General features: G+C 70.3%; 24 protein-coding genes. 9 read left to right on the forward strand and 15 right to left on the reverse strand.

What is annotated here, in order from left to right:
* Nucleotides 1-3: 3 nt before the first annotated feature.
* Nucleotides 4-1,593 carry a citramalate synthase gene (gene cimA, locus AB0J90_RS28425; protein WP_363600953.1) on the reverse strand — a complete coding sequence of 530 codons (1,590 nt, stop codon included), beginning with the start codon at nt 1,591-1,593 and terminating at the stop codon, nt 4-6.
* Nucleotides 1,594-2,167: 574 nt separating this feature from the next.
* Between cimA and AB0J90_RS28430 the strand changes: the two genes are divergently transcribed.
* Entirely contained in the window at nt 2,168-2,512 is a 345-nt protein-coding gene (locus tag AB0J90_RS28430) for a PRC-barrel domain containing protein (protein ID WP_363601066.1), read from the forward strand.
* Between the two features lie 134 nt (nt 2,513-2,646).
* On the opposite strand, the gene AB0J90_RS28435 is transcribed toward AB0J90_RS28430, so the two are convergent.
* Nucleotides 2,647-4,098, reverse strand: coding sequence for an MFS transporter (locus tag AB0J90_RS28435; protein ID WP_363600955.1), 1,452 nt, complete (start codon nt 4,096-4,098; stop codon nt 2,647-2,649).
* An 86-nt stretch (nt 4,099-4,184) separates the two neighbouring features.
* On the opposite strand from AB0J90_RS28435, the gene AB0J90_RS28440 reads away from it, so the two are divergent.
* Nucleotides 4,185-4,928, forward strand: a complete 744-nt coding sequence (locus AB0J90_RS28440) for a tyrosine-protein phosphatase (protein ID WP_363600957.1) — start codon at nt 4,185-4,187, stop codon at nt 4,926-4,928.
* 101 nt (nt 4,929-5,029) lie between these two features.
* Here AB0J90_RS28440 and AB0J90_RS28445 read toward each other — a convergent pair whose 3' ends face one another.
* The gene (locus AB0J90_RS28445; protein WP_363600959.1) at nt 5,030-6,127 is read right to left on the reverse strand and encodes a branched-chain amino acid aminotransferase; all 1,098 of its coding nucleotides are present in this window, start codon (nt 6,125-6,127) and stop codon (nt 5,030-5,032) included.
* Between the two features lie 214 nt (nt 6,128-6,341).
* Nucleotides 6,342-7,373, reverse strand: coding sequence for a 3-isopropylmalate dehydrogenase (locus AB0J90_RS28450; protein ID WP_363600961.1), 1,032 nt, complete (start codon nt 7,371-7,373; stop codon nt 6,342-6,344).
* 263 nt (nt 7,374-7,636) lie between these two features.
* Between AB0J90_RS28450 and AB0J90_RS28455 the strand changes: the two genes are divergently transcribed.
* Both AB0J90_RS28455 and AB0J90_RS28460 read left to right on the forward strand, forming a co-directional pair.
* Entirely contained in the window at nt 7,637-8,533 is an 897-nt protein-coding gene (locus AB0J90_RS28455) for an FAD:protein FMN transferase (RefSeq protein ID WP_363600963.1), read from the forward strand.
* Nucleotides 8,534-8,855: 322 nt separating this feature from the next.
* On the forward strand, nt 8,856-9,212 hold the full coding sequence (locus tag AB0J90_RS28460; RefSeq protein ID WP_326560510.1) for a hypothetical protein: 357 nt from the start codon (nt 8,856-8,858) through the stop codon (nt 9,210-9,212).
* 46 nt (nt 9,213-9,258) lie between these two features.
* On the opposite strand, the gene serA is transcribed toward AB0J90_RS28460, so the two are convergent.
* From serA to AB0J90_RS28485, 5 genes are all read right to left on the reverse strand, one after another.
* Nucleotides 9,259-10,857 (reverse strand): phosphoglycerate dehydrogenase, encoded by a 1,599-nt coding sequence (gene serA, locus AB0J90_RS28465; RefSeq protein ID WP_363600965.1) that lies wholly within the window; start codon nt 10,855-10,857, stop codon nt 9,259-9,261.
* A gap of 208 nt (nt 10,858-11,065) precedes the next feature.
* Complete coding sequence (ilvC, locus tag AB0J90_RS28470; protein ID WP_363600967.1) at nt 11,066-12,079, reverse strand: ketol-acid reductoisomerase; 1,014 nt, start codon at nt 12,077-12,079, stop codon at nt 11,066-11,068.
* A gap of 42 nt (nt 12,080-12,121) precedes the next feature.
* Nucleotides 12,122-12,637: an acetolactate synthase small subunit gene (gene ilvN, locus AB0J90_RS28475; RefSeq protein WP_363600969.1), complete on the reverse strand. Its 516-nt coding sequence runs from the start codon at nt 12,635-12,637 to the stop codon at nt 12,122-12,124.
* A gap of 28 nt (nt 12,638-12,665) precedes the next feature.
* A complete protein-coding gene (locus AB0J90_RS28480) occupies nt 12,666-14,660 on the reverse strand; it encodes an acetolactate synthase large subunit (protein ID WP_363600971.1) in 1,995 nt (664 codons plus the stop codon).
* Nucleotides 14,661-14,921: 261 nt separating this feature from the next.
* Nucleotides 14,922-17,171: an EAL domain-containing protein gene (locus tag AB0J90_RS28485; RefSeq protein WP_363601068.1), complete on the reverse strand. Its 2,250-nt coding sequence runs from the start codon at nt 17,169-17,171 to the stop codon at nt 14,922-14,924.
* 266 nt (nt 17,172-17,437) lie between these two features.
* Here AB0J90_RS28485 and ilvD point away from each other — a divergent pair, with 266 nt between their 5' ends.
* Complete coding sequence (ilvD, locus tag AB0J90_RS28490; RefSeq protein ID WP_363600973.1) at nt 17,438-19,285, forward strand: dihydroxy-acid dehydratase; 1,848 nt, start codon at nt 17,438-17,440, stop codon at nt 19,283-19,285.
* A 214-nt stretch (nt 19,286-19,499) separates the two neighbouring features.
* On the forward strand, nt 19,500-19,934 hold the full coding sequence (locus AB0J90_RS28495; RefSeq protein ID WP_363600975.1) for a DUF5980 family protein: 435 nt from the start codon (nt 19,500-19,502) through the stop codon (nt 19,932-19,934).
* Nucleotides 19,935-20,002: 68 nt separating this feature from the next.
* Here the strand turns inward: AB0J90_RS28495 and AB0J90_RS28500 are convergent, their stop codons facing one another.
* The 3 genes from AB0J90_RS28500 to AB0J90_RS28510 are packed head-to-tail and all read right to left on the reverse strand — an operon-like array spanning nt 20,003 to nt 23,156.
* A complete protein-coding gene (locus tag AB0J90_RS28500; RefSeq protein ID WP_363600977.1) occupies nt 20,003-20,947 on the reverse strand; it encodes a hypothetical protein in 945 nt (314 codons plus the stop codon).
* Complete coding sequence (locus tag AB0J90_RS28505) at nt 20,944-21,321, reverse strand: PadR family transcriptional regulator (protein ID WP_363600979.1); 378 nt, start codon at nt 21,319-21,321, stop codon at nt 20,944-20,946. The genes AB0J90_RS28500 and AB0J90_RS28505 overlap by 4 nt, the downstream gene beginning before the upstream one ends.
* A 50-nt stretch (nt 21,322-21,371) precedes the next feature.
* Nucleotides 21,372-23,156 carry an Hsp70 family protein gene (locus AB0J90_RS28510; protein ID WP_363600981.1) on the reverse strand — a complete coding sequence of 595 codons (1,785 nt, stop codon included), beginning with the start codon at nt 23,154-23,156 and terminating at the stop codon, nt 21,372-21,374.
* Between the two features lie 91 nt (nt 23,157-23,247).
* Between AB0J90_RS28510 and AB0J90_RS28515 the strand changes: the two genes are divergently transcribed.
* The 3 genes from AB0J90_RS28515 to AB0J90_RS28525 all read left to right on the forward strand — a co-directional run bounded on the left by AB0J90_RS28515 (nt 23,248) and on the right by AB0J90_RS28525 (nt 24,927).
* A complete protein-coding gene (locus AB0J90_RS28515) occupies nt 23,248-23,598 on the forward strand; it encodes a DoxX family protein (RefSeq protein ID WP_363600983.1) in 351 nt (116 codons plus the stop codon).
* A gap of 64 nt (nt 23,599-23,662) precedes the next feature.
* Nucleotides 23,663-24,580, forward strand: coding sequence for a phosphotransferase (locus tag AB0J90_RS28520; RefSeq protein ID WP_363600985.1), 918 nt, complete (start codon nt 23,663-23,665; stop codon nt 24,578-24,580).
* Complete coding sequence (locus AB0J90_RS28525; RefSeq protein WP_363600987.1) at nt 24,577-24,927, forward strand: hypothetical protein; 351 nt, start codon at nt 24,577-24,579, stop codon at nt 24,925-24,927. The genes AB0J90_RS28520 and AB0J90_RS28525 overlap by 4 nt, the downstream gene beginning before the upstream one ends.
* 45 nt (nt 24,928-24,972) lie before the next feature.
* On the opposite strand, the gene AB0J90_RS28530 is transcribed toward AB0J90_RS28525, so the two are convergent.
* The 3 genes from AB0J90_RS28530 to AB0J90_RS28540 all read right to left on the reverse strand — a co-directional run bounded on the left by AB0J90_RS28530 (nt 24,973) and on the right by AB0J90_RS28540 (nt 26,345).
* Complete coding sequence (locus AB0J90_RS28530) at nt 24,973-25,593, reverse strand: hypothetical protein (RefSeq protein WP_363600989.1); 621 nt, start codon at nt 25,591-25,593, stop codon at nt 24,973-24,975.
* A gap of 177 nt (nt 25,594-25,770) precedes the next feature.
* On the reverse strand, nt 25,771-26,058 hold the full coding sequence (locus tag AB0J90_RS28535; RefSeq protein ID WP_363600991.1) for a hypothetical protein: 288 nt from the start codon (nt 26,056-26,058) through the stop codon (nt 25,771-25,773).
* Between the two features lie 5 nt (nt 26,059-26,063).
* Nucleotides 26,064-26,345: a hypothetical protein gene (locus AB0J90_RS28540; protein WP_363600993.1), complete on the reverse strand. Its 282-nt coding sequence runs from the start codon at nt 26,343-26,345 to the stop codon at nt 26,064-26,066.
* Between the last annotated feature and the right edge of the window lie 203 nt (nt 26,346-26,548).

Here is a 26,548-nt window from a genome sequence, read left to right on the forward strand (position 1 = left end):
TCCTTACACCTCGGCGGGCGCGCGGGAGACGCCGTACGTGAGCGCGTCGACCAGGGCGTGCCAGCTCGCCTCGACCACGTTGTTGTGTACGCCGACCGTGGTCCAGTCCCGGCCCCGGTCACCGGTCGTCTCGACCAGCACCCGGGTGATCGCCCCGGTGCCGTGGCTGCCCTCCAGGATCCGCACCTTGTAGTCGGCCAGTTCGAACGTACGCAGGGCCGGGTAGTGCCGGGTCAGCGCCACCCGCAGCGCCTCGTCCAGTGCGTTGACCGGACCGTTGCCCTCGGCGGTGGCGATGACCCGCTCACCGCGTACGCGGATCTTGACGGTCGCCTCGGAGACCACCGAGCCGTCCTCCCGGTGCTCGACCAGCACCCGGTACGACTCCAGCGTGAACGGCCGAGGCACGTCCTGGCCGGGCAACTCGGAGCGGACCAGCAGCTCGAACGAGGCGTCGGCGGCCTCGAACGACCAGCCGCCGGCCTCCAGTTCCTTGACCCGCTTGGTCACGTTCGACAGGGCTTCGGGATGGCCGGCCAGGTCAATGCCGAGCTCACGACTCTTGAGCTCGATGCTGGCCCGACCGGCCATCTCCGTCACCAGGATCCGCATGTCGTTACCGACCAGCGTCGGCTCCACGTGGTTGTAGAGCACCGGATCCACCTTGATCGCGCTCGCGTGCAGCCCCGCCTTGTGGGCGAAGGCGGCGGCCCCGACGTAGGCCTGGTGGGTGTCGGGGGCGATGTTGGCGATCTCGGTGATGGCGTGCGAGACGCGCACCATCTGTTCCAGGCAGCCGTCCGGTAGGACGGGCAGCCCGAGCTTGAGTTGCAGGTTGCCGACGACGGTGAACAGGTCGGCGTTGCCGGGGCGTTCGCCGTACCCGTTGGCGGTGCACTGGAAGTGCTCGACGCCGGCCTCGACCGCGGCGACGGTGTTGGCGACCGCGCAGCCGGTGTCGTTCTGGCAGTGGATGCCGAGCCGGGCCGGGCTGATGCCGAGCCGCTCGGTCAGCGCGTTGATCGCGGCGGTGATCTGCGACGGCAGCATGCCGCCGTTGGTGTCGCACATGACCACCCGCTCGGCGCCCGCGGCGAGCGCGGTCTCGACCACCGAAGCGGTGTACGCCGGGTCGAAGCGGAAGCCGTCGAAGAAGTGTTCGCAGTCGAGGAAGACCCGGCGTCCCTCGGCGACGAAGTGCGCGACGCTGTCCCGCACCATGGCGAGGTTCTCCGCCCCGGTGGTGCGCAGGGCCCGTTCGACGTGCCGGATGTCGGACTTGGCGACCAGGCAGACCGCCGGTGTCTCGGCGTCGAGCAGGGCGCGTACCTGGGGGTCGTCGGCGACCGCCAGTCCGGCCTTGCGGGTGGCACCGAACGCGACCAGGGTGGCGTGGCGAAGCTGGAGTTCGGTACGGGCGCGCTGGAAGAACTCGGTGTCCTTGGGCATCGCGCCGGGCCAGCCGCCCTCGATGAAGCCGACGCCGAACTCGTCGAGCAGCCTGGCCACGGCCAGCTTGTCGACCACCGAGTAGCTGATCCCCTCACGCTGTGCACCGTCGCGCAGCGTCGTGTCGAAGACCTGGAAAGCCATCTGAGTCCTTTCGAGAGCAGCACCGTCCGTCCGGCTGCGGCCCCAAGGCCGGACAAACAAAATGACCCCCCGCTGATGCGGGAGGTCTGCGCGCTCGGCGGAGGGGTTGCCGGCGCGCTAGTCGCGAATAATCAGTACGTGCTGGGTCACGCTCGGTACTCTGCCACTCCCGACCGGATTCCGGGAGGGAAAATCCACATCTCGGGATACCGGGTTCGCGGCACCATTACGACCGGCCGCGCCGGAACGGGTCGGGTGACCGGTAGGTGTAGCTTCCGGCAACTCTGGGTAGCAGGGTCCGGGACAGCGAAGTCGAGGACGAGAAGAGGAGTGAAAGCCAATGAACAGGCTCGATCCTCAGCCGACCCCGGACCAGAACCCGGAACCGATCCCGTTTCGGACCCCGGAGCCGACACCGGACCAGGCGCTGGACCCGACCAGCCGTCGCGGACCCGACGAGTGGACCGGCTCCGCCTCCGCGGAGACGTACCAGTCGACGGGCACGCCCCTCCCGCCGGGCGCTTACGAGTCTGACGGCTCGTTCCAGCCGTGGCGCTACCGCGACGACGCCGGGGTGACCGGCGCCGACCTGGTCGGCTACCACGTGGAGGCGACCGACGGCGGCATCGGCAAGATCGACCGCGCCAACTACGAGGTCGACGCCAGCTTCCTGGTGGTCGACACCGGGCCGTGGATCTTCGGCAAGAAGGTCATGCTGCCCGCGGGCGTGGTCAATCACGTCGACCACGACGACCGCAAGGTCTACGTGGATCGGGACAAGGCCCAGATCAAGGCCGCTCCCGAGTACGCCGAAAGCGACCAGACCGATCCGGTCTACCTGGACAAGATCGGTGGCTACTACGGCGGCATGTACGGCTTGCCGGGCACGCCGCCGCTGCCCCCGGACCGGCCGCTCTGACCGTGACCGGGCAGTAGCCCCAGCAGACCGGGCCGACCGCTCATCCGGTCGGACAACCGAGGCGGGCCGGTGGGTTTCATCCCACCGGCCCGCCGTCCGTCCACCGCTGTCAACGGGCGGTCTCCCTGGCGCCGCTAGGTGCGGTCCGGCTCCGTGACATACGGATCCGAGGCTGTTGCGTGCGGATCCGGGGCTGTTGCGTGCGGATCCGAGCCTGTTGCGTGCGGATCCGAGCCTGTTGCGTGCGGATCCGGGGCTGTTGCGTGCGGATACGGGGCGCGCAGGTGGCGGATGGACGGCGCGCAGAGGGTACCCGCGGCGGCGAGCAGCGCCACCCCGGCGCAGCACAGCATCGCGGGTCGCGGGCCGAACGCGGTCGCCGCCGCCCCGACCAGCAGCAGCCCGATCGGGCCGAACATGTAGCTGCCGAGCGCGTCGTAGGCGCTGATCCGGGACAGCATTTCCGGCCTGATCTCCCGTTGCAGCGTCGTATCCCAGATCACGTTGCCGATGTCGACGCTGATCCCCGTGACCAGACCGGCGAGCACCACCGTCCACAGTGGCGCACCGAGGCCGAGCAGCAGGTAGAGCGGGACGGCGGCGGCACACGTCGCCACCGCCACCATCAGCAGCGGCCGGCGGGGGCGCAGCCGGATCGCGATCACCACCCCGATCAGCATTCCGACCGCCTCGCCGACGAGCACCGCCGACCAGGCCGCCGCCCCGCCCAACTCCCGCTGCGCGACCACCGGCCCGAGCACCCCGTGCACGGCCTGCGTCGTCGCCACCGTGAACGCGAACTGGACCACCATCACCCAGAGCCACTGCCGACCCACGAACTCCCGCCACCCCGCACGAAGGTCGGCGAACGGCGTGCCTGCGGTCGGACCGACGGCGGCAGCAGCCGTACCGGCGGTCGCACCGACGGCGGCAGCAGCCGTACCGGCGGTCGCACCGACGGCGAGAGCGGCAGTGCCGGCCGTGGTGGCCTTGCCGGGGCGGCCGAGCCCGACGACGAACACCGAGGACAGGGCGAAGAAGGCACCGCTGAACGCGAGCGCCGGGCCGCCACCCAGCAGCACCACCATCGTGCCGCCGAGCGTGAAGCCGGCCAGCCGGGCGGTGTTCGTACCCATGCGGAGCAGGCCGTTCGCGGCCTGCAACCGGTCCGCGGACACCACCTCGGGCACGATGCCCAGGATCGCGGGAAAGAGCACCGCGACTCCGACCCCGGCGAGCGCGGCGCCCGCGACCAGCGCCGGCAGCGGGGCGCGGCCGGTCACCAGCATGGCCGAGAGCAACAGGTACGCCGCCGCGCAGATCAGTTCCCCCGCGATCATGACCCGGTAGCGGGGCAGCCGGTCGGCGAGCACCCCACCAGCGAGCATGAGGACCATCTGCGGCACGGCCTGCCCGACCAGCACCAGGGAAAGCGTGGTCGCCGTCGCCCCCGGCAACCCGAGTACGCCGAACGCGAGTGCCACCGGCGCGAACGCGCCACCGAGCACGGACGCGGTACGGGCGGCGAACAGCAGTGCGAAGCGACGGTCCCGGAACAGATACAGGTCTTCCCGGTAGCTGTGCACCCAATCAAGACAATCACTGTCTCGCCACCGCGAGTCATGATCATCACGTCGCTGACCGGCTCCGGGTAGCCGATATGGTGAGTCACATGGACGCATCCCCGGTCAGCCGCGTGACCGCCTTCGGCAGCCTGTTCAACTTCCGCGACGTCGGTGGTTACACCGGACTCGACGGGCGCACGGTCCGCTGGCGGCGGCTGTACCGCTCGGACTCGCTGCACCGGATCGACGAGGCCGACCAGGCGATCCTCGCCGACCTGGGCATCCGTACGGTGCTGGACCTGCGCCGGCCGCACGAGGTGAAGCGGGACGGCCGGGTGCCGGCCTACGAGGGGCTGGACTACCGGCACATCCACCCGGAGCACCGGGAGTGGGACGAGGTCCCGTACGACGAGCAGTTGGGTGTCGCCCACTACCTCGCCGAGCGTTACCGGGACCTGGCCGAAACCGGGGCGGCCGGCATAGCGCGGGCGGTCGGCACGATCGCGGACGAGGACGCGGCTCCGGTGGTGGTGCACTGCGTGGCCGGCAAGGACCGTACCGGGGTGGTCTGCGCGCTGACCCTGTCGCTGCTCGGGGTGAGTGACGCCGACATCGCCGCCGACTACGCCCTCAGCACCGACGCCTCGGAACGCTTCCGCCGCTGGATCACCACCCAGCTCCCCGCACGCGACTTCCCCACCCCCCAGCCCTACTACTCCTCCCCCGCCGAAGCGATGACCATCTTCCTCACCACCCTCCGCCAAAACCACGGCTCGATAGAGCAATACCTCCTAACCGCCGGCCTAACCCCCACCCAAATCCAATCCCTCCGCACCCACCTCCTCACCTGACCCCCGAAACACGCGTTGATCATGAAGTTAGCGACGCCGCCAGAGCGGAAAACCGTCGCTAACTTCATGATCAACAGCGTTGGGTGGGCCGAGGAGGCCGGTTAGGCGATGTGGTGGACCCAGTTGTGGGGGTCGGTGGCGCGGCCGCGTTGGAGGTCCACCAGGCGCTGGCGTAGGGCGGTGGTGGTTTCGCCGGGGGTGCCGTCGGCGATGGTGAACTCGCCGTCGGGGAAGCGGACCGTGCCGATCGGGGTGATCACGGCGGCGGTGCCGCAGGCGAAGACCTCGCGGAGCTTGCCGCTGGCCGCGTCGGCCTGCCAGTCGGCGAACGAAACCGGCCGCTCGATCACGGTCCGGCCCTCCTCACTGGCCAGCGTCATCACCGAGTCACGGGTGATGCCGGGCAGGATCGTGCCGGTCAGCGGCGGGGTGACCAGGGTGCCGTCGTCGTAGACGAAGAAGATGTTCATCCCGCCCAGCTCGTCGACGTACTTGCGCTCCACCGCGTCGAGGAAGACCACCTGTTCGCAGTCGTGCTCGAACGCCTCGGCCTGGGCGACCAGCGAGGCGGCGTAGTTGCCGCCACACTTGGCCGCGCCGGTGCCACCGGGGGCGGCGCGGGTGTAGTTCGGCGAGACCCAGACGTTGACCGGCTTGACCCCACCGGAGAAGTACGACCCGACCGGCGAGGCGATCACCACGAAGAGGTACTCGTTGGCCGGGCGTACGCCGAGGAAGACCTCGCTGGCGAACATGAACGGACGCAGGTAGAGGGTGCCGTCGTCGGCGGTCGGAATCCACTCCCGGTCGGCCTCGATCAGGTGGTGCAGGGCGTCGAGGAAGACCTGCTCCGGCAGCGGGGGCATGGCCATCCGGCGGGCCGACTCGACGAACCGCGCGGCGTTGGCCTCGGGCCGGAACAGGGTCACCCCGCCATCGGCCACGTGGTACGCCTTGAGCCCCTCGAAGATCTCCTGGGCGTAGTGCAGGGCCGCGGTCGCCGGGTCCATCGGGATCGGGCCGCGGGCCTCGACCCGTGCGTCGTACCAGCCCTTACCCTCGGCGTAGCGGATCGTGACCATGTGGTCGGTGAAGACCCGACCGAATCCGGGATTTGCCATCAGCGCGGCCCGCTCGGCGGCGGATACCGGCTGAGGATTCGGACGGATCTCGAAGTCGAGCTTGTCACCACCGCTCATAGCGCTGACCTCCATGGGGTACGGCACGCGGACGGGGCGTACCGAAAGAGAGACTGGTGCCTGAAAACTTACCCCGAACGTTCGTTCAACGGGAGTCTCCGGTCGGCTGATCGACCGGGCCCGACCCGAGACGGTCACGCACGGCAATGCCCGCGCCCGCCCCGTGGATTCAGGGGCGGGCGCCGACCAGGAGAGAAGACCGCTAGCCGGTGGGTCAGGCCGCGGCGCTGGCGGCGAGCCGGTCGCCAACTTCGGCGGTGCGTCTCGCCGCGCCCGGGGTACGGGCGGCAAGCTCGGCCGCGACCGCCCCGGTTACTCGGGCGGCGGCGTCGGCGTGGCCGAGATGATCGAGGAGCAGGGCGGCGGAGAGCACCGCGGCAGCCGGGTCGGCGACGCCCTGGCCGGCGATGTCCGGGGCCGAGCCGTGCACCGGTTCGAACATGGAGGGGTAGGACCGCTCGGGGTTGATGCTGCCGCTGGCGGCCAGCCCGATGCCACCGCTGACCGCGGCCGCGATGTCGGTGAGGATGTCGCCGAAGAGGTTGTCGGTCACCACCACGTCGTACCGCTGGGGCTGGCTGACCAGGAACATCGCCGCCGCGTCCACGTGCTGGTACTCGGTCTCGACGTCGGGGTGCTCGGCGGCGACGGCCTGGAACGCGCGGGCCCAGAGCGAGCCGGCGTGGGTCAGCACGTTGGTCTTGTGCACCAGGGTGACCTTGCGCCGTTCGCGCCGCTCGGCGCGGCTGAAGGCGTCCCGGATCACCCGCTCGACACCGTGCCGGGTGTTCAGGCTCTCCTCGGTGGCCACCTCGGCCGGCGTGCCCCGGTGCAGGGTGCCGCCGGCTCCGGCGTAGAGGCCCTCGGTGCCCTCCCGGACCACCACCAGGTCGATCTCGCCGGGCTTGACCGTGGCCAGCGGGCTGACCGTGCCGGGCCAGAGCCGGGACGGGCGCAGGTTGACGTACTGGTCGAAATCGAAGCGGAGCTTGAGCAGCAGGCCGCGTTCGAGCACTCCCGGCGGCACGGTGGGGTCGCCCACCGCGCCGAGCAGGATGGCGTCGTGCTCGGCCAGCTCGCTCAGGACCGAGTCCGGCAGCACCTCGCCGGTCCGGTGGTAGCGCGCGGCGCCGAGGTCGTATTCGGTGGCCTCGACTCCGGGCAGCACCGCGTCGATGACCTTGCGCGCCTGCGCGACCACCTCCGGTCCGATGCCGTCACCAGCAACCACCGCGATCCGTGCCACCGACACGTCGATACCCCTTTGTCTCTTGCGCCGTCTAGGAAACGTTAAGGCCCCGTCTCGATTTCCGGTACGCGGGTCCTAACATCCGGGATGCCAAAACCCTCAGCACACTCTCAGCCGATACCCATGAGTTGGACATCTTCGCTGCTTATGGTGCTTCGGGTGGGTCGAACACGGACCACGGGCCGGTCCCGCAGCGAGCTTGCAAAGGGGGCGGGGAGATGCCGATAAGTGAACGCAGCCGAACCGATCGTCACCGTCGGGTGGAGAACCGCCCACCGGCACCGGACTTTCGGCTCGGTGGCGGGCCGAGCCCCGGCCTGCCCGGTCGACCCGGCGCCGGGCTGGCCATCGCCCGCGCCGACCGGCTGGTCGCCCGGCACACCGTACGCACCTCGATCGCCGAATACTCCCTGGTCGTCAACGGTCCGGCCTGGTGGGGCCGGCGCGGACTCGGCGAGGCGATCCGGGACGCGGTGGCGGAACTGCGCGCGATCGACCTCACCTACAGCCCGGCCCGACCGGAGAGCCTCGTCTCCCGGCTGCGCCGAGGCGAGATCTCACCCGACGCGTACCCGCCGCTGGCGGACCTGGTCGCCCGGTGCGCGGCGATGCGGGCGGCCACCGACGGCTGGTTCGACGCCTGGGCCGTACCCGGCGGGTTCGACCCCGGCGGCCTGCTCAAGGGCTGGGCGGTCGAACGGGCCGCGGCCCGGCTGCGCGCCGCCGGCAGCGAGGACTACGCGGTGCTCAGCGGCGGCGACCTGGTGGTCCAGGGCCGCGCGCCGCACGGCGGTCCGTGGCGGGTCGCGGTGCACCAGCCGTACGCCGGACCGCAGCACCCCAACGAGGTCAGGTACCCGATCAACCGGCGCCACCAGGTCGGCGCCCAGCGCACACCGCTGACCCTGGAGCTGACCAGCGGGGCGATCGGCAGTTCGGGGGTGGCCGGACGACGGGACCACGTGGTGGACCCGCACACCGGTCTGCCGGCCCGCCAGCTCGTGGCGACCACGGTCGCGGGCCCCGAACTCTCCGTCGCCGACGCCTACGCCACCGCGCTGTACGCCGCCGGACCGGCCGGACTGGACTGGTTCCCCACCGCACACGGCTACCGCGCACTGATGGCCGTACCCCGGCAGGCCAACGCCGCGAGCTGAGCTGGACCCGGTCTGAACTGGGAAAAGGGCACACGGGCCGCGATCGGCCCCCACGTTCTCGGCAACGATCGTGGGGGCCGGCCAGCGACGAGTACGCGTGGCTCGCGTACACGGGGTGCCGGTTACCCGGTTGGTCGACGCGCGCTCATCACCCGAAGACGAGTCCACGTCAGGGAACTCACCGGGTATCCAGTATGGAACCTAACCAATCGACGCAACTCGCCGCAAGGCCACTTGCACGATGCGTCGCTTGAGGATATGCACCGCGCGTCAGGCGGGGTATGCACAAATTGATGAACGACGGATGGCACCCTGTACCACCGTGAGTTTCGATCTGGTTGTGTGGGCCCTGGAGCACGGGGCCACGTCAGCGGATGTGCGGGCGGCCCATGCGCGGTGCCGTCAGGGTCAGCACGTCCAGGGTGCGCCGCAGCCCCGGCTGGTCATGTTCCACCGGGCGCTCATGGCGATATACCCGGACCGGGTCGCCGCACCCGCCTCGCCCTGGGAGGTGGTTCCGTTGCACCTCGCGGCGGACCACATCGAGATGAGACTCAGTCCCAGTTGCGACGACGCGGTGCTACTCCTGATCGAACGGCTGGCCGGCGAACACAGCCTGCTGCTGCTCGATCCCCAGGACGGCTCGGTCTATCCACCACCGCATACGGTGATCCGTTAACCCGCCGGGGCTCGGCCGCGGCCGAGCCCCGGCGGGCCAGTTTCACCTATTCCTCACGCAGGTCGGCGACGCTGGCCGCGACCGCGCCGATCGAGTCGGCCGCCGAGGTGAGCAGCTCCGCGCCGAGCGCCGAGTCGACGGTCAGCGTCATCAGCGCCTCGCCACCGGCCTCCCGCCGCGCCACCTGCATCGCGGCGATGTTCACCCCGGCCTCGCCGAGGATCGAGCCGACCAGACCCACCACACCCGGCCGGTCGGTGTAGCGGAGGAAGAGCAGGATGCCCTCGGCAGCCAGCTCCAGGTCGAACCCGTCGACCTCGGTCAGCTTGAAGACGTCCCGGGTGGCGGTGCTGCTCACGGTGCCGGAGACGGTGACCGCGCGGCCGTCCGGCAGTGCACCGGCCAAGGTGACCAGGTTCGGGTGGTCGATGGTCTCGCCGTGCGTGGTCAGCACCACCTCGACGCCGCGCTCGGCCGCGATGTGCGGCGCGTTGACGTACGTCACCTGCTCGGAGACGACCGAGGTGAACAGGCCCTTGGTGGCGGCGAGCTTCAACACCGAAACCTCGTTGGCGACGACCTCACCGCGTACCTCGACGGTGACGCTGGCGGCGACCCCACCGGCGACCGCGGTGAAGACTCGGCCCAGCCGCTCGGCCAGCGGCAACAGCGGCCGTACGTCCTCGGCCACCACACCGCCGGCCTGCACGTTCACCGCGTCCGGTACGAACTCCCCCTGCAACGCGAGCTTGACACTGCGCGCCACCGCCAGACCGGCCTTGTCCTGCGCCTCCACCGTGGAGGCGCCCAGGTGCGGGGTGGCCACCACGTTGTCGAACGCGAACAGCGGCGACGCCGTACACGGTTCCTTGCTGTAGACGTCGATGCCGGCGCCACCCACCCTGCCCTCGGCGATCGCGTCCGCGAGCGCCTGCTCGTCGACCAGGCCACCACGCGCGGCGTTGACGATCCGTACGCCGGGCTTGACCATCGCCAGTTCCTTCTCGCCGATCAGCCCCACCGTCTCCGGCGTCTTCGGCAGGTGGATGGAGATGAAGTCGCTCTCCCGCAGCAACTCCTCCAGACTCACCAACCGGACCCCGAGCTGGGCCGCCCGCGCCGGCTGGATGTACGGGTCGTACGCGATCAGCTTCGTCCCGAACGCGGCGATCCGGGCGGCGAACAGCACCCCGATCCGGCCCAGCCCGACCACACCCACGGTCTTGCCCTGGATCTCGACACCGGTGTAACGGGACCGCTTCCACTCCCCCGCCTTCAGTGCGGCGCTGGCGCTGGCGGTGTTGCGGGTCACGGCCAGCAGCAGCGCGATGGCCTGCTCGGCGGCGGAGACGATGTTCGAGGTGGGCGCGTTGACCACCATCACCCCTCGCGCTGTGGCGGCGGGCACCTCCACGTTGTCCAGTCCGACGCCGGCACGGGCGACCACCTTCAGCCGGGGTGCGGCGGCGACCGCCTCCCGGTCGATCTGGGTGGCGCTGCGCACGATGACGGCGTCGGCGGAACCGAGCGCGGCGAGCAGGGCGGCGCGGTCGGTGCCGTCGACGTGTCGTACGTCGAAGTCGTGGGCGAGTACGTCGACGGCGGCGGGGGCGAGTTCTTCGGCGATCAGTACGACAGGCTTCATGCGTCCTCTTGTCGTCGAGACGATCGGCTGCGGCGGGCCACACCACCACTCGCGTTACGTGGCGGAAACATCGGCCCTCAGCGATCGTAAACGCGCGATGACCTGCCAGGGAACGACACAACGCCCCCGGTGGTGGATTTCCACACACCGGGGGCGCCGGGTCCCACATGTTGCGCGGCCCGCGGGGGGCCGTCGATCGGCCGGAAGGTCAGGCCGTCTCGGTGAGCGGGCGGTCGACCCAGCTCATCATGCCGCGCAGCTTCTTGCCGGTCTCCTCGATCGGGTGCGCCGCACCCTCGGACCGCCACTTGTTGAAGTTCGGCCGGCCGTTGTCGTCCTCGGCAATCCACTCACGAGCGAACTCGCCGGACTGGACCTCGGCCAGGATCTTGCGCATCTCGTCCTTGACCCGGGAGTCGATGACGCGCGGGCCGCGCGAGTAGTCGCCGTACTCGGCGGTGTCGGAGACGCTGTACCGCATCCGGGCGATGCCGCCCTCGTACATCAGGTCGACGATCAGCTTCAGCTCGTGCAGGCACTCGAAGTACGCGATCTCCGGGGCGTAGCCGGCCTCGGTGAGCACCTCGAAACCGGTCTGGACCAGCGCCGACGCGCCGCCGCAGAGGACCGCCTGCTCGCCGAAGAGGTCGGTCTCGGTTTCCTCCTTGAAGGTGGTCTTGATCGCGCCCGCGCGGGTGCCACCGATCCCCTTCGCGTACGCGAGGGCGAGAGCGAGCGCCGTACCGGAGGCGTCCTGCTCGACCGCGACCAGCACCGGCACACCCTTGCCGTCGACGTACTGGCGACGGACCAGGTGACCCGGACCCTTCGGCGCGACCATCGCCACGTCGACGTTGGCCGGCGGGGTGATGAAGCCGTACCGGATGTTGAGGCCGTGGCCGAAGAAGAGCGCCTTGCCCGCGGTCAGGTTCGGCTCGATCGCCTCGGTGTAGAGCGTGCGCTGCGCGGTGTCCGGCGCGAGCACCATGATCACGTCCGCCTCGGCCGATGCCTGCGCCGGGGTCAGCACCCGCAGGCCCTGCTCCTCGGCCTTGACCCGGCTCTTGGAGCCCTCCGGCAGACCGATCACGACGTCGACACCGGAGTCGCGCAGGGACAGCGCGTGGGCGTGGCCCTGGCTGCCGTAGCCCAGCACGGCGACCTTCTTGTCCTGGATCAGGCCCAGGTCGGCGTCGTCGTCGTAGTAAATCTCGATGCTCATGACTTCCCTTTCATGCGGCGCCCGATGGCCGGGCCACCGGACCTAAGCGGCACGCAACGCCGAACCGGTGGTGATCGAACGCGAGCCGCGCCCGATGGCCACCAGACCGGACTGCACCATTTCCTTGATTCCGAACGGTTCCAGGTCGCGCAGCAGCGCGTCCAGCTTGTCGGGCGTACCGGTCGCCTCGATGGTGAGGGTGTCCGGCGCCACGTCGACCACCCGGGCCCGGAACAGGTTCACCGTCTCCAGCACCTGGGCCCGGGCGGCCCGGTCGGCCCGCACCTTCACCAGCACCAGTTCCCGGGCGACCGACACGGCCGGATCCAGTTCGACGATCTTCAGTACGTTGACCAGCTTGTTGAGCTGCTTGGTCACCTGCTCCAGGGGTGAGGAGTCGGCGTTGACCACGATGGTGATCCGGGAGACGTCCGGGTTCTCGGTCTCCCCGACGGCCAGCGAGTCGATGTTGAAGCTACGCCGGGAGAACAGCCCGCTGACCCGGGCCAGCACGCCGGGCTTGTTCTCCACCAGCACGGAGAGCGTGTGGATGGTCATGTCGTACTCCGCTTCACTGGTCGGCGCTTCACAGGTCGTCGTCTTCGAAGGCGGGGCGGACACCCCGGGCGAACATGATCTCGTCGTTGCTGGTGCCGGCGGCGACCATCGGCCAGACCATCGCGTCCTTGCCGACCACGAAGTCGATCACGACGGGTGCGTCGTTGATCGCCATCGCCGCCTCGATGGTCTTGTCCACGTCGGCCGCGGTCTCGCAGCGCAGGCCGATGCAGCCGAGCGCCTCGGCGAGCTTCACGAAGTCCGGGATCCGGTGCTTGTGGGTGCCGAGGTCGGTGTTGGAGTAACGCTCCCCGTAGAACAGGGTCTGCCACTGTCGGACCATGCCCAGGTTGCCGTTGTTGATGATGGCAACCTTGATCGGGATGCCCTCCAGGGCACAGGTCGCCAGCTCCTGGTTGGTCATCTGGAAGCAGCCGTCGCCGTCCACCGCCCAGACCATGGTGTCCGGCCGACCGACCTTGGCGCCCATCGCCGCCGGCACCGAGTAGCCCATGGTGCCGAGGCCACCGGAGTTCAGCCAGGTGTTCGGCTTCTCGTACGAGATGAACTGCGCCGCCCACATCTGATGCTGGCCGACGCCGGCCACGTAGATGGCGTCCGGACCGGCCAGCTCGCCCAGCCGCTTGATCACGTACTGCGGGGCGAGGGTGCCGTCGGAGGGCTCGTCGTAGCCGAGCGGGTAACGCTCGCGCAGGTCGTTGAGCTGTGCCCACCAGTCGGTCCGGTCACCGGCCACCCGGCTGCTGCTCGTACCGGGCTGCCGTTCGACCGGGCCGGCGGCGCGGACGGCGTCGATCAGCTCGTCGATCACGTGCCGGGCGTCGCCGACGATCGGCACGTCCGCGGCCCGGTTCTTGCCGATCTCCGCCGGGTCGATGTCGGCGTGCACGATCGCCGCGCCGGGGGCGAAGGAGTCGAGCTTGCCGGTCACCCGGTCGTCGAAGCGGGCGCCGAGCGCCACGATCAGGTCGGCCTTCTGGAGCCCGTAGACGGCGGCCACGGTGCCGTGCATGCCCGGCATGCCCAGGTGCTGCGGGTGCGAGTCCGGGAACGCGCCGCGGGCCATCAGCGTGGTGACCACCGGGATGCCGGTCAGCTCCGCGAGCCGCAGCAGCCCCTCGGTGGCGCCGGCCTTGAGCACACCGCCGCCGACGTAGAGGACCGGACGGCGGGCGGCGGCGATCAGCCGGGCCGCCTCGCGGATCTGCTTGCCGTGCGGGTGCAGCGTCGGCCGGTAGCCGGGCAGGTCCAGGGTGGGCGGCCAGGAGAACGTGGTCTGCGCCTGGAGCACGTCCTTGGGGATGTCGACCAGGACCGGGCCGGGGCGGCCGGTCGAGGCGAGGTGGAACGCCTCGGCCAGCACCCTCGGGATCTCCTCCGGGGTCTGGACCAGGAAGTTGTGCTTGGTGATCGGCAGCGTGATGCCCTGGATGTCGGCTTCCTGGAACGCGTCGGTGCCGATCGACGGGCGGGCCACCTGGCCGGTGATCGCGACCATCGGCACCGAGTCCATGTAGGCGTCGGCGATCGGGGTGACCAGGTTGGTCGCCCCGGGGCCGGAGGTGGCGATGCAGACCCCGACCTTGCCGGTGGCCTGGGCGTAGCCGGTCGCCGCGTGGCCGGCGCCCTGCTCGTGCCGGACCAGGATGTGCCGCACGGACGAATCGTAGAGCGGGTCGTACGCGGGCAGGATCGCACCACCGGGGATGCCGAACGCGACATCGACGCCGAGCGCCTCAAGCGACTTGACCAGCGATCCCGCGCCGGTGACCGGGACCGGGGCCACCGGTCGCGCCGGTCCGGGAACCGGGCCGGGCAGCGGCGCCGCGTCGGCGCCGTCACCGGCCGGCCGGCCGCGCCGGGCCTGGTCGGCCGGGCCACCCTCGACACCGCCGGACCGGGTACGCCGGTTGAACTGGTCCGCTGTCTCGGTTACCGCCTCGGTGCTCGGCCGACTTCGGCGGGCGGTGTGGGCGAGTGTCTCTGGCGTGGGTCTCGTCATAGCGATTCAGGCCTTTAACTCAGATCGGTGTTGTCAGCGTTGGCGCGTTGCGGAGGAAGTCCGCCCGGTGAGGGGGAACCCGTCCTGCCGGTCGCCCGCTCGCGTGGGCTGGGCGCTCCGGCCGAGGTTGGGAACCCGCCTCGATGACTGGAAGTTGACCAATAAAAACGGCCCTCGTGCAGATGCACGGGGCCAGCGCACTCTCAGACTAGAGAGTGCGCTCAGGTAAGTACTCGAAACGACCTGGTCGACGACATGGGGCTAAGCCTGACGCATCTCATGCGATGAGTCAACTGATCCCAGATTCTGGGCAGGTCGGTTGCGCGGGGCGGGCACGGCGCGTGCTCCGGGCGAGGTCGCGGCATCGAGCATCGCCTCCAGGTGCTCGGCCGGAACCCCCCAGCCGAAGAGCTGTCCCTGGCCGAACCGGCAGCCCGCCTCGACCACCGCGGCCAGCTCCAACGGGTTGGTCACCCCCTCGGCGATCACCTCCAGGCCGAGCTGGTGGCCGAGCCGCATCACCACGTCGACCATGGGCGCGAAGACCCGCCGCTCGCCCTCGCCCGGTGGCCGGATCGGCTCCTGCTCGGCGACCAGACTGTGGTCGATCTTGAGGATGTCGATCGGCAGCTTGCGTAGCTGTCCGAGCGACGAGTACCCGGCGCCGAAGTCGTCGAGCGCGATCCGTACGCCGGTGGCGCGGAGCGCGGCGAGCCGGCGGATCAGCTCGTCCAGGTCGGTCGCCACGGCGTGCTCGGTGACCTCCAGCACCAGCCGCTGCGGCGGCACCCGGTGCGCACGCAGCGCCTCGGCCACCTGCACCACGTACTCCGGGGCGTGCAGTTCGCGCGGGGAGACGTTCACCGACAGCCAGACGTCGTGCCCTTCCGCCAGCCAGATCGACAACTGGTGGCAGGCCTGGTGCAGCACCCAGGAGCCGAGCGGGGCGATCATGCCGCACTCTTCCGCGAGCGGGATGAACTCGTCCGGCCGGACACTGCCCAGCTCCGGGTGGTACCAGCGCAGCAGCGCCTCGGCGCCGACCGGGCGTACCGACGGGACCGCCACCACGGGCTGGTAGACGAGGTGCAGTTCGTTGCGTTCGATCGCACCGCGCATCTCGTGTTCCAGGGTGGTCCGGCGGCGCAGCAGGTGGTCGTAGGCGACGTCGTAGCGCTCGACCCGGTTCTTGCCGCGCTGCTTGGCGTAGCGCAGGGCGAGGTCGGCGTTGCGCAGCAGGGTCTCCACCTCCGGGGCGCTGGCCTGGGCGGCGACCCCGACGCTGACCGAGACGAAGATCCGCCCGGCCGGGTGGTCGTAGGGTCGGCCGAGGATGCCGAGCAGCCGTTCGGCGACCCGTTGCGCCTCCGGCGGCCGGGCCCACATCAGCACCGCGAACTCGTCCCCGCCGAGCCGGGCGGCCAGGTCGCCGGGGCGCAGGTTGAGCCGCAGCCGCTGGGCGACCTCGACCAGCACCGCGTCGCCGACGTCGTGACCGTGCAGGTCGTTCACGTTCTTGAAACCATCAAGATCAAGACCCAGGAGTACGCACGGAGCCGCCGAAGCCGAGCCCTGTTGCAGCGCCCGCAGCAGTCCCCGACGGTTGGCCAACCCGGTCAACGGGTCGGTGTGCGCCAGCTCCCGGAAGTGCGCCTCCCGCTCGGCCAGCCGCCGCGCGTACGCCCGTACGTCGCGCAGGGCGAGCGACTGGCGGGCCACCAGGGCGAAGCCCTCCACGCTGCCGGAGACGATCCCGAGCACGGTGAAGTCGCCCATCCGGAGCAGGTGGTACATGGCGGAGACGGCCATCGCGAGCATCGGCAGGAAGGCGTACCCGGTGCCGTTGCGGATCAGGTCGGAGTCGGCCTCGCCGGTCTGCTCGGGCGCCCGCCCACCCGCGAAGACCAGGAGGAAGCCGACCGGCAGCAGGGCCGCCCCGGTCAGCGCCACCGCCGGACCCGCCTGGCAGATCCCGGCCGCCAGCCCGAGCCCTGCCACCCCGACCAGGGTCACGCCGGACCCGATCAGGACCAGCTCGCGACGCGGGCGGGGTGAGCGGACGCCGACGACGAAGGTGAGCCCGATCGCCCCGGCGGCGGTCGCGGAGGCGAGCAGGATCGCCGGGCAGGCGCGCGGGGTCCAGTCGCCGAGCACGCGGGTCGGTTCGGAGGCGAACACCCAGCCGACGAACCAGAGCGCCGCCCCGATCACCACCCCGTCCAGCACCAGCCGCAGCGCCGCCGACCGGGTACGCGCGACGCCCGGCAGCCGCAGCACCCCGGCGCAGAGCACCACGCCACTGGCGGCCAGCCCGACCGCGACCACGGTGGCGAGCGTCATCCGCTGGTGCTGGTGTTCTCCCCAGTGCCCGGCCATGCCGAGGATGCCGACCAGGCCGGTGAGCGCGCTCAGGGTGGCGAGCACGACGCCGGAGGCCAGCAGCAGGTGTGCCCGGCGCCGGTCGCCGGTCCGCCGGAGCGTCGAGGAGATCAACACCGCCGTACCCGCGATCGTCGCGAGCCCACTCGCCACCGCGCCGACGACCACGCCAGAGGGGAGTTGCACGCATCCACTGTGCCGGATACGAGCCGTCCCGTGGGGGACGGGGTGTTCATGATTGACCAGCCGGACGTACCGGATTCGCCGACGACGACCGGCCGGAGCCGTGCCCGGTGGCCCGCGCGCCGACCGCCCGGAGCCCGGTGCCGGCATCCCGCCTTCTGGACGCGGGCCCGCCGAGCAGGCCGGTACCGCGCCGACGGTGTAACACTGGTGCAATGCCTGACCTGCGGTCCAAGACCTCCACTCATGGCCGGACGATGGCCGGGGCCCGCGCACTCTGGCGCGCCACCGGGATGACCGACGACGACTTCGGCAAGCCGATCGTGGCCATCGCCAACAGTTTCACCCAGTTCGTACCGGGTCACGTACACCTCAAGGACCTCGGCGGCCTGGTCGCCGACTCGGTGGCCGAGGCGGGCGGGGTCGGCCGGGAGTTCAACACGATCGCGGTGGACGACGGCATCGCGATGGGCCACGGCGGCATGCTCTATTCGCTGCCCAGCCGCGAGTTGATCGCCGACGCGGTCGAGTACATGGTCAACGCGCACTGCGCGGACGCCCTGGTCTGCATCTCGAACTGCGACAAGATCACCCCCGGCATGCTGCTGGCCGCGCTCCGGCTCAACATCCCGACCGTCTTCGTCTCCGGCGGCCCGATGGAGGCCGGCAAGACGATCGCGATCGAGGGCATCGTGCACGACAAGATCGACCTGATCGACGCCATGATCGCCTCGTCGAACGACGCGGTCAGCGACGCCCAGCTCGGCGAGATCGAGCGCTCCGCCTGCCCGACCTGCGGCTCCTGCTCCGGCATGTTCACCGCCAACTCGATGAACTGCCTCACCGAGGCGATCGGGCTGGCCCTGCCTGGCAACGGTTCGACCCTGGCCACCCACGCCGCGCGCAAGGCGCTGTTCGAGGAGGCCGGCCGGACCATCGTGGAGATCTCCAAGCGCTGGTACGACGGCGACGACGACTCCGTACTCCCCCGCTCGGTCGCCTCCCGCGCCGCCTTCGACAACGCGGTGGCCCTGGACGTGGCGATGGGCGGCTCGACCAACACGGTGCTGCACCTGCTCGCCGCCGCCCGCGAGGCCGAGCTGGACTTCACCGTCGCCGACATCGACGCCATCTCCCGCCGGGTGCCGTGCCTGGCCAAGGTCGCCCCGAACTCCCCGAAGTACCACATGGAGGACGTGCACCGGGCCGGCGGCATCCCCGCGATCATGGGCGAGCTGGACCGTGCCGGCCTGCTCCGCCGGGACGTGCACGCGGTGCACTCCCCCACCCTCGACCAGTGGCTCGCCGACTGGGACATCCGGGGCGGCAGCCCCACCCCCGAGGCGGTCGAGCTGTTCCACGCCGCCCCCGGCGGGGTACGCACCACCGAGGCGTTCTCCACCACCAACCGGTGGGCGACCCTGGACACCGACGCGGCCGACGGCTGCCTGCGCGACCGGGAGCACGCGTACACGGTCGACGGTGGGCTGGCGATCCTGCACGGCAACCTGGCCCCGGAGGGATCCGTGGTCAAGACCGCCGGAGTCCCCGCCGACCGGCTCAGCTTCCGCGGCCCGGCCAAGGTGTACGAGTCGCAGGACGACGCGGTCACCGCGATCCTCGCCAAAGAGGTCGTCGCCGGTGACGTGGTGGTGATCCGCTACGAGGGCCCCAAGGGCGGGCCGGGCATGCAGGAGATGCTCTACCCCACCTCGTTCCTGAAGGGCCGGGGCCTCGGCCGCGACTGCGCCCTGATCACCGACGGCCGGTTCTCCGGCGGCACCTCCGGCCTGTCCATCGGGCACATCTCCCCGGAGGCGGCCGGCGGCGGCCTGATCGCCCTGGTCGAGCCGGGAGACGAGATCGTCATCGACATCCCGACCCGGTCGATCGAGCTGAACGTGCCGGCCGACGTGCTGGACGCCCGCCGGGTCGCGCAGGAGAAGCGCGACAAGCCGTACACGCCGGTGGACCGGCAGCGCCCGGTGTCGGCGGCGCTGCGGGCGTACGCGTCGATGGCGACCTCGGCCAGCGACGGCGCGTACCGCCGGGTCCCGGAGTAGGTCCCCGCGAACGCCGAACCGGCCCGGACCGTCATGGTCCGGGCCGGTTTTTGTCCCGATCATCAATATGGCCAAGGAAATGCGTGGGTCGATGCCCGTCGGGACGTGCCGATGCCTCTGAAATTCGACTGAGATTCGTCGCCTAATTTGTCGCAGTGCCAGGTACGGCTACCCACTTCCCAGGGGGTTGGTTGTGAAATCGACGCACCGTAGCGTGAGATTGGCGCTCGGCCTGACAATCGGGCTGGCGCTGGCACTGTTCACCGGGCCACCGGCTGCCGCAGCGGGCGGCACCACCGCGGCGACGTACGACGCCGCCCCGGTCACCTGGAAACTGCTCGACTACCAGCAGGCGATCTGTGTCGACGCCAGGTACGGCCGAAGCACGTACTTCCTGATCGTGATCCAGGGAAGCTGGTCGGCACCCATCGAGGTCACCGCGCGGGAGCTGCCCGCCGGTTCGACAGCCGGCACGCCCCACGCGTTCATACCACCCGGATCGAACGACGACCACAACGTGCTCGCCCTGGTCCCGGTGGTCGTACCGCCGACTCCGGTCGGGGTCTACGGCGCGGTGCTGTGGGCGTCGGACGCGGTCGAGACGCAGACCGTCCCGATCACGATCCGCGTGCAGGAACGGTGTCCCTAGAAGGCGTCTCGTATCGACTGGCCGCGATCCCAAGTGTGGGATCGCGGCCAGCGTCCGTCCTGGCGGGGTCAATGGCGGGACAGTCGCCATCGGGCCAGCACGCTCGCGGCGGCCAGGACCACGCCCGCGGCCAGCGCCCCACCGAGCACCAGTGCGGCCTTCAACACCTCACGCTGCGGGTAGATGTCGGTGCCGAAGACGGTGTGGAAGAGGCGGCTGTTGTCGAGGATCGCCAACGGGGCACCGGCCAGGGGGATGCGTGGGTCGATCCCCACGAACAGGAGCAACATGAGGTAGGGCGCGAAGTTGTGGAGTTCGTACTGCCACCACAGACCGTCCAGCGGCAGCGGAAGCAGCGTCTCGTTCAGGATCGGGACCACCGCGGTGATCAGCACTACCGTCACGACGCTGAACGGTGGTGCGCGGTGGAGCCGGCCGGGCTGGACGACCGTCACGTGGGGCCGGAGCCGATCGGCCAGCCGCCACAGCAGCAGCACGCCGAGCAGGACCCCGGGAAGGTAGTAGTAGTCCATCCAGTACGGGCCGATCGGCACGCCGTCCACGGCCAGACCGCCGCTGAGATGCTGGAGGGCGTACGTTCCGCCGAGCAAGGCAAGGCCGGTGCCGTACGCGCCCACGGCCGCCGCGACCAGGCCGCCCACCAGCAGCGCGTACGGCACCGCCCAGGCGATCAGTTGGCCGCGGAACGGCAGGTGGGGAAAGATTTCGTACGGGTGGTGGAAGACCACGAGCGGGACCGTCACGCCGACGACGGCCAGTTGCAGCGCGTGGCGTATCAGCGTCGGCAAGGTCAGGTCGGCGCTGCGGCTGCGCAGGCGAGCCGCGCCGAGCAGCACGCCGCCTACCTCGCGTACCGACGGCCAGGTCTGGCCCGGCGCGGCGACGTCGAGCATGGTCGCGGCGATCTCCTCGCCGCGTTCGGCCCGGTACCGGCGTGGGTAGGCGCGCAGCAGCACGTTGACGCGGCGGCGCAGCACGGATTCGTCGTTCATGCCGGCCGTACCTGGGTGAGGCCCGGCCGCCGGGTCCGGGACGGTTCGACTGCGGCGGGCTGGTCGGCGGACGCGGCGTGGTCGGTCACGACGCGGGACATCTCGGCGAGCCGGGCGGCTTCGGTCAGCAGCGCGGACCTGCCGGTGTCGGTGAGCCGGTAGTAGCGGCGGGCCCGGCCGTCGACCACTTCCTGGCGGTCGGTTTCGATCAGGCCCGCGGTGTTCAGCCGGTCGAGTGCCGTGTAGAGCGTGCCGGTCGACAGCTTCACGCGGCCTCCGGACGAGTCGATCGCGAACTTCATGATCGCGTAGCCGTGCCGGGGCTCGCCCTGCAACGCGGCCAGGATGAAGTAGGTGGCTTCCCGCATCTCCATGGGAGGACGATACCTCGTCCACAGACTTATGTCGTGCAACTACCTATGAGTTATTCGTTGACCCGGGCCCAGACGCTGACGGCGACCCCGGTGCTGTGGAACTCCAGCCTGTTCTCGGTGCAGAAGTAGTCGTCCGGCTCCAGGAGCAGCGACAGCGCGATCGAGTTGCTGCGCTTACCGGCGCGGTACAACGTGTTCGTCCCGCTGGCCTTGACGTTGCTGATGTACTCCTTGCCCCCCGTGTGCCGGACGCTCATCGTGATCGTGCCCCTGATCCGCTGGGTCCAGCGTGCGCCGTCGTGGGTCGCGGCAGCGTCCTCGCTCTTGTTGTAGTCGAGCGAGGCGGTGGCATCCGGCTTGTACGTCAGGATGATGCCGGCGCCGCCCGAGAGCTGCACCTGGTCACCGTTGATCCGGCTGAACGTCTGCATCGACGTCGACCGCCAGGTGCCGAGCAGGCAGGGGTCCATCTGGGGCGCGAACGAACGCGTCGGCGATGGCGTCGGCGTCGGGGATGCCGTCGGAGACGCGCCCGCGGTGGTGGGCGTCGCGAGGGGATCCTTCCGGTCGTCGCCGATGGCCCGCGCGCCGGCCACGACCCCGGCGACGACCAGCGTCAACACCAGCGCCGACCCGGCCACGGCCGCGAGATGACGCCTCGACCGCGCCGCCGACACCGGCGCCGGCTCGTCCGTGCCCGACCCGGGTGCCGGGTCTTCCGTGGCCGAGGCGGGCGTCGCCGTCGCGGCTTCTGCGACGCCGGCTGATTCGACCGTACGCAGGCTGCCCTCCGCCACGGCCAGCTCGGGCTGGTCCACGATGGTCGGCTGGACACCCAGTGCCCGGTGCAGCACCGTCGCCACGGCGGGCATCCGGCTCGATCCACCCGCGAGGAACACCGCGGCCACCTGGCCGGTCTCGATCCCCGCCCGGTCGAGCACCGACCGGACCGCCTTGACGGTACGGGCGAGAACCGGCGCGGCGATCTCCTCCAACTCCTCGCGACCCAACGGTGCCTCGGCGTCGAACAGCGGCACGTGGACGAGGGTGGTGGTGCCGCGCGACAGCATCTCCTTGGCGGCCCGTACGTTGTCCCACAGTTGCCGGCTTGCCCGCCGGTCGCTGGTCGTTTCCGGACGCAGCAGCCGCTGCCAGATCTCCGGATCCCGTACGCCGACCGTGGCACCGATCCGGTCCACGATGGCGGCGTCGATGTCGAGGCCCCCGGCGTCGGGCAGCCCCTCGGCGGCCACCGTCACGAAGCCGTCCTCCGTACGCTGCACTACCGAGGCGTCGAAGGTGCCGGCGCCGAAGTCGTAGACCAGGGCGTACCGTCCGACCGGAAGCTGGCTTCCGGCGACCTCGACGAAGAAACTCGCGGCCGCGACCGGTTCGGTGACCAGGCGTACGGCCGGCAGCGCCTGGGCGGCAGCCTCGATCAGGATCCCGCGCCGCTGGGCTCCCCAGGCGGCCGGGCAGGTGAGTACCACCTCGACGATCGGGTCGGGGCTGACCAGCGCCGCTTCGGCGGCCACCCGACGCAGCGCCGCCGCGATCAGGTCCGGCACCGGCACCTGCTGCTCGCCGAGCAGCACCGTCTCGTCGTCGATGCAGCGCTTCGGAAAGGGCTCGAACGACGCCGGGGACGCCAGTGACGTGTGCAGCGCGTCCCGGCCGACCAGCAGCCGCCCCGAGGGGTCCGCGCACACCGCGGACGGCAGCAGCGGAGAACCGTCGAACAGGATGGCCCTGGGCTCCCGACCGGGGAGTTCCAGCACCGCCACCGTGTTCGACGTGCCGAAGTCAATGCCGAGACGAGCTCCCCGTGCGCCCACGGCGCAACCGTACGGCCCCGTATCTATCACCAGCAACGCGTCACACTTCGCGGCGCCGACTCGTCCTTGTGGCAACCACAAGGGAGGGCCCATGTTCGCCGCTTACGTCACGGTCACCATCCTCGCGTCGGTCTTCAACGGCATCGCCGCCGTCACCTACCTGATCGGCCACGACTATCCGAAAGCCCAGGCGGACCTGAAGCGCGTGCCACGGTCGTGGATACCTGTGTTGGGTCTGCTGCTGGCGGCGGGTTCCCTGGGGCTGTTGGCCGGGTTCGCCGTTCCGCTGCTGGGCACACTCGCCGCCGCCGGACTCGTGCTGTACTTCGTCGGCGCGCTCGTCGTGCACCTGCGAGTGGGTTCCCGCCAGCTTGCCGGATGGGCCGTGTTCTTCTCCACCGCGGTCGCCGCGCTCATCCTGAACCTCGGCTACCACTGGTGAGACGTACAGACGTCGGGGGATAACCGATGTCGCGCAGGCTCGGTGGGTAAGTATGGTCCTGCCCGTGGAGGACGAGCGTTGGCGTGATCGCGACTGGCTGGCCGGGGTGCACGGCTGGATCGACGGTCGCCTCGGTGAGCTGGGCGTGACCCGTACCGGGGCGATCGAGCAGCCGCATGTCTATCCCTGGTCGACGGTGCTGCGGATCCCGACGGAACTGGGACCCGTCTGGTTCAAGGCCAACGCCGAGCCACTGCGGCACGAGGCCGCCGTCGTCGAACGGATCGCCGCTCGACGGCCCGACGCGGTACCGCCGCTGCTGGCCGCCGACACCACCCTCGGCTGGATGCTGATGGCCGACGGCGGGGAGACTCTGCGTACGGTGACGGCCCGCGAGCGGGATCTCGGCCGCTGGTACGACGTGCTGCCGCTCTATGCCGGCATCCAGCTCGACCTCGCCGGGGATGTGGACGACCTGCTCGCCCTGGGCGTACCGGACATGCGGCTCGCCGTGCTGCCGGGTGCGTACGAACGCTTGCTGGACGAGATCGGCGCCGAACGGCGGTACCGCGACGCGTCGCGAATGGTGGCCGACCTGTGCGACGAACTTGCCGCGTACGCGCTGCCGGAACTCCTCCAACACGACGACCTGCACGACGCGCAGGTGTTCGTACGGGATGGCCGCCACCTGGTGCTCGACTGGGGCGACGCGTGTATCTCGCACCCGTTCTTCACCCTGTCGGTGACCCTTGAGGGGGTGTTGGCGTGGGGCCTGGACGATGTCGAGCAGTCCGTCGACACCGCCCCGTTCCGCGACGCCTATCTGACTCCGTACGCCGAGCGTTTCAGCGGCGACCTGGTCGCCGCGGCCGGCGTGGCGCTGCGGCTCGGCTGGGTTTGCCGCGCGGTGAACGGGCACGTGCCCGGCGACAACAAGCAAACCCTCACCCGGCTGCGGATGTTCCTGGACGGCCGACCGTGACGCCCCGGAACGGGTTGGTCGTCCTGGTGGCCTGTCTCGCTGGCATCGCCGCAGCTCTGTTCGTCTACACCACGCCGTTCGTCACCACGACCGTAGTCGAACAGCAAGGCACCGCGATCGAGACCGGTCGCAGCTTCGATCTCACGTCTATCGCCTTCCTGGTGCTGCAGTCCGTAGCTGCTATCACGTCCGTAGCCGCAGCGTGGCTCGTCTGGAAAGGCCACCTTGGTATGGCGAAGCGTCTACTGGTCGTGGCGATCGTGGCGGGTCTGGTTCCCGCCGTGGTACCGGGAGCCATGGCACTGCTTGCCCGCTACCTGATCGTCAGGTACCAGCCAGCAACATAGACACCGGCGGCCGCCGCGTGCCCAACACCGACGTACGCGGCGTCCTCAGCTAGGCCACGAGGTGGGCCAGGAGGCAAGATTGACCGTCGACGGCCAGCCGTTGAGCGACTTGATCGCGCGCACGAACCGTACGCATTGGTCGACGAATCCCGTTCCCGCATCGGGCAGGCGCAACGCCTGGATCGCCGCACGTGGGTCGACGACCGGGAACAGGTCAAGCTGGCATTCCTCGATCTGACCGCCACCGCGAATGGCCGCGGCCAACGTGGTTGCTGCCCCGACGGCGACGCCGACGCACGTGCGGTCCGGGACGCACAACAGGACGGTCCGTGCTGGTTCGTCGAACTCGGGATAGGCCGGGTATGCGCTGACATAGAACGACCCGCCGTCGTCCTCGTCGCCTACCACCAGGCGGTAGTGCGGGCCTGAGCAGCCGTAGTCAGGCCCGACCAGATCGGCGCCGACGATGGTCGTCTCCTGCTCGGCAGGGGTCAGGACCCGACCCGGATCGACCAACTCACCCTGCTCGTACCGGCGGTCGGTGCGTACAGCAATCGCTGGTACGGGACAGCCGCCCAGCAACTCGGTCAGAACCTCCCGGGTCGTCGTCACCAGCGCTGCGACGGGGAAGGCGACCGGCATCGCTGCCTGCAGCTCCACGGACATGAATCCCCCAATGGTCGAAACCCGAAGCATTGTGGCACCCCCACACGCCCCTGCCCCACCGTGAAGCAGGTCGGCGTCGGCCCCGACCACGGCCAAGGAACTGGGCCGCGATCCCGAGAGGTGGGGATCGCGGCCCAGCATTCCGCTGACCTGGCTGGGGGAAGAGGTCGGCGGGGTCTACGAACCGGGTTTCCCCTTCGTCGCCGTGCCGCGAAGGACCGGCACCGACCAACCGACAACCCGTTCCCACGTCGCGCGGGCGTCGGGAGTCTGACCGGTGTCCAGCCGCGCGAAGGCCGTCAGCAGATCAACCCAGCAGGAGGCGAGGTAGAGGGCCAGGGACAGGGGCATGTCGGTGTACTGCGCGGTCAGTTCGGCCTGTGCTGCCAGGCACGGCCAGGGCCGTCCGCACGCGCGGCAGTCGTAGAGCGGCACCCGGAAGACGTGCTCAAGCTCTCCGTGCACCCCCGTCATCTCGGGTCCGCAAGGTCGGGCAGCCCGGACTTGCGCGGCACGAAGCCGGGCAGGTACCGGTCCTGTGCAATGGCCGGCACGCTCTGGCCGTCGCGGTCATCGGTAACCACGACCGCCACCCAGTTGCCGGACACCGGCGTATCACCGTTGGGGACCTCGGTGACGGTGCCGGTCAGCGAACCTTCGCGCAGGAAGTACCGACCAGGCTCACCAGTCAGGTACGCCCCACTGCCGATGTCGACGCGGTCGCCCACCTGCACCAGGGGACGCGCGGTCACCACACCAAACCCCCGGCGTACGACGATGGATCCTGACACCCCGGCAGGCGATCGAGCACGTCTCCCGCGCTCACCAACAGCGTCATCGCCGGGCCTCCCGGTGGAGATGGCGCGGCACGCGGTACGCGGTCATCTGCCCCAGCGTCAACCGGTAGTACGCGGCGGTGGGAGCGGTGCACCAGGCTGGCGGGCTCGGTGTTCGG

The sequence above is a fragment of the Micromonospora sp. NPDC049523 genome (assembly GCF_040676775.1).
Taxonomy (GTDB): Bacteria; Actinomycetota; Actinomycetes; order Mycobacteriales; family Micromonosporaceae; genus Micromonospora_G.